10 protein-coding genes are annotated in these 10,508 nt (G+C 39.6%); 9 read left to right on the forward strand and 1 reads right to left on the reverse strand.

Features of this window, described 5'->3' with window-relative positions; translation table 11 throughout:
• From AS141_RS25620 to AS141_RS25645, 6 genes are all read left to right on the forward strand, one after another.
• Nucleotides 1-637: hypothetical protein (locus tag AS141_RS25620; protein WP_232425006.1), on the forward strand; the 637-nt coding region annotated here is incomplete at its 5' end.
• Nucleotides 638-1,019: 382 nt separating this feature from the next.
• Nucleotides 1,020-2,390, forward strand: a complete 1,371-nt coding sequence (locus tag AS141_RS25625; RefSeq protein ID WP_082632441.1) for a GxxExxY protein — start codon at nucleotides 1,020-1,022, stop codon at nucleotides 2,388-2,390.
• 11 nt (nucleotides 2,391-2,401) lie between these two features.
• A complete protein-coding gene (locus tag AS141_RS25630; protein WP_057940572.1) occupies nucleotides 2,402-2,782 on the forward strand; it encodes a hypothetical protein in 381 nt (126 codons plus the stop codon).
• A gap of 1 nt (nucleotide 2,783) precedes the next feature.
• Complete coding sequence (locus tag AS141_RS25635) at nucleotides 2,784-3,146, forward strand: hypothetical protein (RefSeq protein ID WP_057940573.1); 363 nt, start codon at nucleotides 2,784-2,786, stop codon at nucleotides 3,144-3,146.
• A gap of 194 nt (nucleotides 3,147-3,340) precedes the next feature.
• Nucleotides 3,341-3,805 (forward strand): hypothetical protein, encoded by a 465-nt coding sequence (locus AS141_RS25640; RefSeq protein WP_157243604.1) that lies wholly within the window; start codon nucleotides 3,341-3,343, stop codon nucleotides 3,803-3,805.
• Between the two features lie 543 nt (nucleotides 3,806-4,348).
• Entirely contained in the window at nucleotides 4,349-5,899 is a 1,551-nt protein-coding gene (locus tag AS141_RS25645; protein WP_057940575.1) for an HNH endonuclease, read from the forward strand.
• A gap of 190 nt (nucleotides 5,900-6,089) precedes the next feature.
• Here AS141_RS25645 and AS141_RS25650 read toward each other — a convergent pair whose 3' ends face one another.
• On the reverse strand, nucleotides 6,090-6,476 hold the full coding sequence (locus tag AS141_RS25650; protein ID WP_057940576.1) for a helix-turn-helix domain-containing protein: 387 nt from the start codon (nucleotides 6,474-6,476) through the stop codon (nucleotides 6,090-6,092).
• A 377-nt stretch (nucleotides 6,477-6,853) separates the two neighbouring features.
• Between AS141_RS25650 and AS141_RS25655 the strand changes: the two genes are divergently transcribed.
• The 3 genes from AS141_RS25655 to AS141_RS25665 all read left to right on the forward strand — a co-directional run.
• Complete coding sequence (locus AS141_RS25655; protein ID WP_157243605.1) at nucleotides 6,854-7,075, forward strand: hypothetical protein; 222 nt, start codon at nucleotides 6,854-6,856, stop codon at nucleotides 7,073-7,075.
• 333 nt (nucleotides 7,076-7,408) lie between these two features.
• Nucleotides 7,409-9,163 carry a TlpA family protein disulfide reductase gene (locus tag AS141_RS25660; RefSeq protein ID WP_057940578.1) on the forward strand — a complete coding sequence of 585 codons (1,755 nt, stop codon included), beginning with the start codon at nucleotides 7,409-7,411 and terminating at the stop codon, nucleotides 9,161-9,163.
• A partial coding sequence (locus tag AS141_RS25665) for a TonB-dependent receptor plug domain-containing protein (protein ID WP_157243606.1) occupies nucleotides 9,153-10,508 on the forward strand: 1,356 nt, incomplete at its 3' end. The genes AS141_RS25660 and AS141_RS25665, both read left to right, overlap by 11 nt.

The following is a 10,508-nucleotide window of genomic DNA, read 5'->3' on the forward strand; positions in this document are numbered from 1 at the left end:
TACATTTAAAAATTTGAAAATAGATTACGGATTGGGAAATAATTATGCAGGGTTTAAGCTGTTGAAGTTGCACGGATCCATAAACTGGTATACTAACGGAAAAGATGTTAAAAAAGAAATTAAATATCTATCGATTGAAGACACAAGCAGGTATGTGCAGCAACTCAACTATTTAAACAATTACAAGCCTGGAGTTGATTATACTTTTGACATCAATAATTATTTGAACTTGCATGGTGCCAATGAAAACCAAGACCTTGAATTGGTCATCGTTCCGCCAACTTGGAATAAAACTGAATACCATGGACAGTTAGCAAATGTTTGGGGAGTTGCGGCGGATGAATTAAGCAAGGCAAAAAATATTTATATCCTAGGATATTCTTTACCTGAAAGTGATTCATTCTTCCGGTATCTATTCGCCCTGGGAACTATTAGTAAGAGCAGGGTTCGAAATATCATTGTATACAATCCTGATAGCTCTGGAGCAACAGAAGCTCGGTTTAGAAGGCTCTTAGGTCTTTCCACCGAAAGCAGGTTCCAATATAAACCTCTCAAATTCTCAGAGGCCATTTTGGATATTGCAGAGAGCAAAAAAGTCATACTCAATTCTAAAGGGCCGTCATTTGGTTGGGTGTGACTATTGTGAAGCAGCCATCAGGAACGACTAAAAAACCCTCCAATTCCTTCACATTTCCTCCCATTTTCCCAAAAAATACCCTGTATAGGGTATGTGCTGGTATCATTTTTTTTCCTTTCTTGTCCCTGTTCTTTATCGCCTGCGGCACTCGAGGTATCGAGACTGACAGGATCCGGGAACTACGCCAACTTTTATAGCATCCTTCTGGGCTTAAATCCGGAAACCATCACCTTTTGATTCTGAAACCAAAATGAGAAATGTAAACGCTTATCAGCATTTTATTGCTGATAGTATAAAAGGATTATATTTCAATGGAATTTGTGATTATGCAAACCAAGAAGAAACATACGAACAACTAGACGAAATAGAATTCCTTTAGACAATGACAATAATTCGGCCAAGGCTAAATGACTTCCACGGACTTCCATTCTTACAAGAAGAAGTGGATTTCGCAATTCCATTTTTGGACGAAGACATACCACTTTATGTTGACCCTTTCTTGCTCTGGAAAATTAATTCCCAACAAGATAATTCATTGCACACGACAATTGTAAACCTCTTTAATCAGCTTGGAAGTTATTACGTTAACGGAAAAGAAAACGAAAGTAGAAGAATTTTAATCGAACTTTCAGAATCTAGCGAAGTAGGATTAGGAAATTCTAAAACCCGAAAAGGAAAAAAAATCGGAGAAAAAACCGCTGACGAAATCCTTAACCTTTTTAAAGCAATTCCTCAATTACATAAACAAGGTTTCCAACATTTTGAAGAAATTCAATTACTAGTTGACAATGTTTCAAAGGATAGAATCAGTGATATTAGTTGTTCATTAATAAAATCGTTCTTGGTAGATTTTACAATTGACCAATGTCAAAGACTAAAAATACCAATAGAGACTTGCACGATTCCAATATATGATTATAAATCTTTTCAGTTTAAGCCAGAAGAAACCTATCTGCCAATCAATCCAGAAAATAAGCAACCAATAATTCTGACACCAAAAAGATGGCTGAAGTATGTTCCTTGGATTAACTATGAAGACTATTTTCAAAACTACTATATTAAGGATATAGACAAAGCTTATGATGGGAAACTCAATCGAGTTCAAATTCTAAATTTCAATAGACACAATTACAATCTTGTTCAATCATACATATCATTAAAAGAAAAGGAAAACAAAGACCTAACAAATGACCCATTGTTTACACAAATACCAGTGCTTTCTGCAAGAAAAAAAATAAGCACTATTTTAAAATTACCAACGGGAAAAACTAATAATGCTGATAGAGATTACGAAGACTTAATGGTACAGACAATGTCGTCAATGCTTTATCCTCATCTTGATTTTGCCAAAGACCAAAGCAGAACAGACTCGGGAACTCAAATTAGGGACTTGATTTTCTACAATAATCGTTCTTACGAATTTTTAAATGATATTTACGATGCTTATGAATCTAAACAACTAGTTATTGAATTGAAAAATGTAAAGGAACTGGAACGTGAACATATAAATCAACTCAATCGCTATATGACTGATAGTTTTGGGAAATTTGGAATAATATTCACAAGGAATAAAGTACCTAAAAATATTTTCCAGAATACAATTGATTTGTGGGCGGGCCAAAGAAGATGTATTTTGATATTGGATGATAGTGACCTAAAACTAATGGGAGAAGTTTATGAGAGTAAACAACGTTTACCTATTGAAGTAATTAAACGGAAATATATAGAATTTACGAGAAGCTGCCCAGCCTAACAAAAAAACATATGACAAAACAAGAAGTCGATAATTTTGAAAAACTACAAGCACAACTTGAAGGATTGCATAATGAAATTAGTGCTCTATCCAAGAAATCCCAAAATGACGCACTAAACAAGTTCAAACTTAAGTTTGTGAACAAAATCATTTCAGATTCAAATGAGTTATTAGGAAATGAATATAAGCCATTTTCGGATTTTGATACATTTGACGAAAATGATTTACCTAGCAATAGTGATGCAGCAATGATGCTAACTCAATACCTAAGTTGTTTTGAAAAGTTACGAGCTGATAATGTAAAGCAAGACGTAGGAAGATGGTATTGGATAATTGACGGTAAACAATCAGATGTTAAAACTGTAATGCCTAAAAAAATTAAAGAAAAATAAAATGACTAAAAAGAAACTTGCGACAGGAAACAGACCAACGAAATCACAAACGGAACAGTTTGATATGTTGTTTCCAATTTTAGATTCAGTATTTAATGAAATAAAAGAACTATCAAAGAAAAAGCAGGATGGTGCATTGAATGAATTAAAAGTTAAAATGACGAATCGAGTTTTAAACAAGGTTAAATCCATATTGAAGGATGACCCAACTGTTGAATTCTTAGATTTACTTGATGAAGAAATATTTCCAACGAACAGTGATGCTGTCTTGATTATTTCTCAATTTAAAGCAGCTATGCAACAATTCAAGGACAAACATTATGGCTGGACGGGAATGGGAAACGCTTGGACAACAGAAGACTAGAAAGGCAACGCAGAATATCACATACCCTAAAGTGGCGGGTCATTGGTTAAATCAAGCTTTGTGCTTCTATCAAAGTTTCTGCTTGGTTGACAGTGAAGTGCTTCGAAATCGTCACCTACGGGTAGTAGCAAATAGTGATAGCCCATTTTAGAAAGACGCAAATGACAAACAAGATTTGGTACGAAATGGTAAATATGAAATACGGTGAAAAGTACTTGACTAAATATCTTGGACTGCAACGGACTTTGAAAAAGAGCTTTCAGATAATGACATTGATAATTTCGGTTAGTGGAATACTTGGATGGAAATATTTTGAAGACTATGCTTGGATTGCTTTCATATTGATTATGGTTATGCAGTTATTGCTTCTTATGGAAAATCAGCTCATACGCTCTGACAAAGAAATTGAAGACATCAGTAATTTGAGAATGATGTACACAAGGTATTTTAATAAACTAGAAAGACTTTGGACTGACTACCATTACGACAGAATTGACAAGAGCAACGCTATTGACAACTACTTTGAATTTAGAGAAAGCGATTGGGAAAAAATTGAAGAAATTGACTGTAAACTGAATATAAAAAAATACAAGCGACTTATGGATGTAACAGAACATGAGACAAACGATTACATAAATAAATATCACAATTATGAGTAAGAAGAATAATTCAAATTCACCGACAAAACCAAGCGGTAAAGCGACTAACATCCCGGGAAACAGCAAAGGTGGAGTAAAAGGCCAAGTCCCGACAATGAGAAATCCACCGCCACCCCCACCGAGGAAAAAGGATTAGGTGGACTTGGGGGATTTTTCATTTTTGGAAAACCAAACTTAGATTGATAACAAGAACAGATACGTTGACTTTGACTTTGTGACCAATGAAAAAACTAGAAAAAAGGTTATAACAACTATGTTTTCGTCGCGTGCGTAGAACGAACAATGAAACTAGTGTTGCAAGAGTCAGATGAGGTGCCTGTAGTGATTCTTCTTGCCGAGCTTATTTAAGCATTGGAAATTGGCTCAACCTTAAGTACTTTTAGTACCAAGCGATTTATAAACCTGTCTGCCGACCAGGCAGGCATCAAGAGCCGTGGGAGGTGAGAGTCACACACACAGCCTGTACCCGTCTACGGGAGTTCTGTGGGAAGGTGAAGGTGCACTTTCTTGCCTTTCCCGACTACATGCAATAAAAAAAAATCAATGGGATTTCCTCCAAACATTAAAGAAAAAGAACTAATTTCATCTGCTAGGCATTGCTGTGTTTGTCATAGATTTACTGGAGTCAATGTTGAAGTCCATCATATTAAACAAGAAGCCGATGGAGGTCCTAACACATTTGAAAATGCTATTTCTCTTTGTTTCGACTGCCACAGTTTTGCTGGACATTATAACAATAGACATCCAAAAGAAACAAAATATTCTCAAAGTGAACTAATTAAAGCAAAGTTAAATTGGCATAAACTAGTTAAAACAAATTATATAAAGCCTCCCTTATCGGATGGTAAAATATTAAGTAAATATCTTGTCTGTAAGGATTTTGAATCCTTCACCGCAATGCTAAAAGGGGATTTCAATAATCTTCCGATTAAGCCTCCATTATTAGTAAAATCACCTCAAGGAGCGTTAGTCGAAAAGATTCTAGCTAGAAACGAAGAATCGTTTCAATCAGTTTACTCTTTTGATAAAGAGTACGAGTCAGAACAAGCATACCTCAAACAGAATCCTGATGTAAAGAAAATTGAATCAGGTGGAGTATTTCAATACCAGAGAATCCCCAGAAGGGAAGAGTTTTTAGCTAGATACAATGACTTAAATGGCTTAATTAAAATCTATTTAGACAAAAACGTCCCAATAGAGTACTTTGCATCCGCTGAAGCCACTTTTAACGATTGTGGAGGCGATTATGAAAAGGTAATTGAAACATTTTCCATCAAGCCAATTTGGTGCACATTCCTTTTAATCGAGAATCTTTCGAATACTATAATTCATTTTCAAGAAATTGAATTTAATATTCACAAAAATGAAGAATACGTTAGTATTCCTCCTGCAATTAGCGATTTAGAAGTTATAAGATTGAAACTACCTTCTGTAGGAGTAAATCATCATCAAAGTATTCTTATTCCATTAGGGCTCATCCTTGGAGAACACGATTCTACAAGTAGAGAGCAATTCGAAATTAATCAGTACCATACTGATAATATGGATTTTGTCTTGAGTTATTCTCACGAGGACTACCAAAAACCTTACGATTACAGAAACGTTGGAAGTTTTAGCTATCCTAGACTAGTGAAATATCAAACAAAGGATCAGGAATTAAGTCTGAAAATTCACAATATAGACTATTCAAGATTTTATACACTAGATCGTCACTGGTTAATTGGAAGTTGCCCACATCTAATTCTCAAGAATAAAAATGGAACCCTTATCTATGCTGGAGAAGTATTCAACAAATCATCTCCATACATTGAAACAAGAACATTTGTAATAGAAAAAGACATAGAAGAGTTTATAATTACTGAATTAGAGGATGAAACCACTTTCATAAAGTTATTGACTGTTAATCATAAACAAGTAATTGCGGACACTTTACTAAATAAAGGCGAACAGCTTAAAATTCTGGTTAAGGAAAATGATTTAATCCGTGTTAAAGGATATTATACTCCATTTAGTGAATCAACAAATAACTTAGATGCAATTTTTCAACAGAATCGTTTAGTTAAGAAGTATATGAATAATGCTATAATCGACTAGATAGACTTACCAACTATTAAGTATCCAATGTGCACCTCCACATCACCGTATCCCAATTATAGGGACAAGGTGTATACGGCGGTTCATTGAATCTCAGGCTCCAAATTTTAGAAATAGTTCAGCATACTTGGGATTGTTAGCTAAACTCCATCCTCCCCCTTCCATTTGGGGCTATCGCCCCTCTTTGGGTTTATTTCTGGTTTTGATTTTTAGTTTCTACAGCTACTACTTCGAGTATTTTGTAATCAAATTTATTTTGCGAAGGCTCACCATTTTTTTTAGGCAATGGGACTTTTTCTAGTGTTATCTTTACAAGATCCTTCGTTACAATCCCTTTTGGAAGAACTTCACCTACATTTTTAAATCCTAATGCCTTAGCAATTAAAGGTAAATGACGAATATTATATTTGGCGCTGTTGCCAAATGTTTCAACTTTCCCCACAAATCCAGATGCTAACCCAATTTTTTGACTTAATTCCACTTGTGTCAAGCCTTGATCTTCTCTGAGTTTTTTAACATGAAATATCAGTTGAAAATCCATCTCTGACATTTCTTGCTCAATTATCTTACTTGGCATAAGCGGTTTTTATTCCAAGAGACATTAAAATCAACATAAAATCACCTCCATATATGGATGTGATAAAATAAATACCTATATTTAAAGCAGTTAAAATATCAGCGGTATAAATGCCGCACCGAGTATTACGATTCTCTCGTACAAAAACCGCCAGTATTGACCACGAGAGGATGTGATGACTCGCCCTGTTCTGGATTTAAGGATTCATTTAGGTATCTTTGAAAACAGTAGGGCGAGCTTTGCATCAGTCTTTAGTGGTCAAGTATATCGAAAGATAAGCAGGGTTCCTGGCGGTACCATGTACTAAAGCAGTAGAGCTCGCCCTATTTTACGGCGATTTTTACAATAGAGACTCGTTTTACCATTTTTCATTACTAATGAAAACGAGCATGATTGATTTACTTCCTTTTCTGTTGCAGACAGTATCCTGTAGGATCCACAGGCTGGGAGGGTATGTTCACTTGGTAAGCGGGTCAGTTAGTTCTCCCCCGATAGCTATCGGGGCTATACCTATCGGAACCTATTACATCCTTCCAGAGGTACACGGCATCGCCGCGGTAGATCGCCTGTATCCTCTGAAGCCCAAGAATCCGATTTGAGATAGGATTACTTTTCTGACCGTGAAAGGGGAGGTGCATATCCCTGAGCAGATCGGTTACCACACACTCACGTCAGCAAGCTCACAGTAGCTGGTAGAGCTGACACATTTCTTAGTATTTATTTATTGCTGGTTGGTCGGATAGACCGAGGTGGGATTTCTATGTCTTGAGTAGAGTCAAGATAGCTGGTCGTAGTCAGGACTCCGGGTTTTCTGATTTCTGACTTTAGCTTTCATATTTCCCACTTCTATCTCTCCTATCCTAATCACGGCTGTGGACTGTGGTATATCGACTATCGACCGCTTCCATCTTCCAGCTAAAATTTAAAAGCACATGAAAAAACACATACTCACATGCTTCCTGGCATCGCTATGCCTAAACGGAAGCGCACTGTTGGCACAGGTTGCTGATTCACCCGGGGCGGATTTTCTTCATAGATCTGGCCCCTCCGTCTCCTTTGGTTTGGGAGACACCCATCGGGGCGGGGAGACCCGCTCCGATACTCTGCCGGAGAATAGTGGTTTGGTTGATCACTCCGGGCAAGGGCAGGAGGGCGAAAGTCCTTCTGCTTCTAGGGATATTCAAGAGAATCCCATGTTGTTTTATCTACAGGTAAGGTCTGACATCCCTCTCAATAACCTTCGCATCACCTTTTTGGAAGGTGTGATAGATACCGGTACAGCTATGCCCAGCTTATATGAAGCTACTGGGCAATTCCAGCCGGGCAGTATGTGGGATGGAGGATTTGGTGCGGAATGGGTCAGGCTTAGCATTCCTTCAAAGCAGGCAGGGTTGCTGTCAATGTATCTGGATGAATCCAGGATAATCAATGAATATCTTATCTTTCCGGGTGACAGCATAAAAATGTTTATTGACCTGCAAAAGGGGGAGAAGGTTTTTGCCGGTCCGGGTTATGCCCTGTTCGAATTACAGGAGCAGGCAGAAAAACTCCTTGCCCGCATCACCAGAGAGGAAGGCATGAAGCTTCATGTACGCAAAGGGAAGAACCTATTTGGATCCGAAGAAAGATTGAGGGAATTCGAACAATCACAACTGGACTTTGGAGCTAAGGCCAGGTTGGTGCCAATTGATGTACCTGAAATGCTTAAGGCCTGGGAAGAAACCACTACGGATCCGGTTTACTTCCGGGAATTGGGACATCTGCTTTCCTATTATGAGGGAATTATAGCCCCGGAGATCCTTGCTTATCTAAAGAGTGAACTTCAGTCCGCTTTCTATATCAAACAGACAGGGAGGCTGCAGACTTTACTGGGCTATGCCAAATCTGAACAGGAACGGGATCTGATCCGGGAAACATTTACGGAGTTTCTCCCTGCATACGATGTAGGACTTAAGACATCCGGGCTGCTTCCACCTCCGGAAAAGCAGATTGCACTCCGTTATAGAATCCTCCGGTTACAGGCCAAGCTGGAGAACCAGCGGATAGGAGAACTGATCCTTAATTACCCGGACGGGAACTTTAGGGATTTTATACTTGGCAAACATATTTCACAAATGGTAAAGATGGGCACTGAGTCCCCGGAAGAACTTGAAGGATTGGCAGCCCAGGTAACGAATCCTTCCATAAGACAGCAGGTTCAAGAGCTGGTGGAAGCGATCCAGCCAGAAAGTAAGATCACTGATTTTGTTTTTAAGGATGAGGACGGGAAAGTGTATCGTCTTTCGGATTTTGAGGGTAAGACACTGCTGGTCAATACGTATTTCACAGGGTGTTCCGCATCTTCCGCCTATTACAAAAATGTTCTTTCCAAAATTGAGCAGGAGTTGGGAGGACGCGGTGACCTGGTGCTGATATCGCTTTCAGCAGACAGGGAGGCCGGCATTTGGGAAAAGGGCAATGCAAGCGGGCTATACAATTCAGACAACTGGCTTCGGCTGAATACAGGAGATAAAGGCTATTCCCATCCGTTTTTCAGAAATTATCTGATCTCCTCTGCCCCCAGACCTATACTCATCGGTCCGGACGGGAGGCTTATTTCCGTAACGCAGCTATATACAGATCCCGATCATCTCAGGGATCTGATTGTCAAATCTATTTCCCAAAAACCAATCAGCCATGTCCAATAAACATATCAGGCTTTTTGTTGGATGCTACCGATTAAACAAGCCGTCTACAAGCTTCTATAAATGTCTGCTTTTGATGCTGGCATTCAGTTTTGTCTTTTTGCAAACCACAGCACAAACCAACCGGTTGGAAGGAACGGTCTTTTCCTCTGATGAGCGGATTCCCCTGCCCGGGGCAAGTATCCGTGTAGGCCAGGGAAACAGTGCTGTGATTTCAGATGAAAACGGAAAATTTTCCCTGGTTTTGGGAGGAAACACGGTGACCTTGACGGTCAGTTTCATAGGTTTTGAGACCGGGGAATATACACTTGGGCTTCCTTTGGAAGAACCGCTGGAAATTTACCTGATTCCCAAATCGATGAATCTCGATGGAGTGGAGGTATATGCCACCGGCTATCAGGAAATCCCAAAGGAGAGACAAACCGGTTCCTTTGTGGGACTGGACGAAGCGTTGGTCAACAGGAGAACAAGCACCTCCGTGCTGGATAGGCTGGAGGATGTGACCCCCGGATTGGTATTCAACAGAAATGGCTCCCGGACAGACAAAATAAGTATCAGGGGCAGGTCAACCCTGTTCTCTGATGCCAGCCCGTTGATAGTTATCGATAACTTTCCCTATGATGGGCCGATAGAGAATATCAACCCAAATGATGTGGAGAGCATCTCGGTACTGCGGGATGCCGCAGCGGCATCTATCTGGGGTGCAAGGGCAGGAAATGGGGTCATTGTCATTACCACCAAAACCGGAAAACAGGGACAGGGCACCCGCGTGAACCTGATGGCCAATGCCACCTTGACCGAACGCCCCGATCCATTCTATCAACCGTTGATGAGCAGCGGAGAATTGATCGCCATTGAAAGGATGCTGTTTGAAGATGGGTATTATACCTCCAGAGAGAATTCAGTCAGCCGTCAACCGTTGAGCCCGGTGGTGGAAAATCTGATCCTGCACCGGGATGGTCAGTTGTCTGATCAGCAACTCAGCCAACGCCTGACCGAACTGGGCAACAGGGACATTAGGGAAGACTACCGGAATAAGCTTTATAGAAACGGGCTTGACCAGCAATACAGTCTCAATATCAGGGGAGGAGCGGGGAACTACCGGTATTACATAGCTGCCGGATGGGATGGCAACCTGGAAAACCTCCAATCCAACAATAGGGAGAGAACCACCCTGATGAGCAACCAGAACCTATCCATGCTGGATGGAAAACTTCAGCTGGGAATGAGCCTGAATTTTATCCTGAACCGTTCTGAAGGCTCCAACCAAGGTCCATCCAGCCTTCGCTTCAACGGAGCAAACCCCTTATATAGCTATGGGCAGTTGATAGATGAAAAGGGCAATACA

The organism is Algoriphagus resistens (assembly GCF_001442615.1).
GTDB lineage: Bacteria > Bacteroidota > Bacteroidia > Cytophagales > Cyclobacteriaceae > Algoriphagus > Algoriphagus resistens.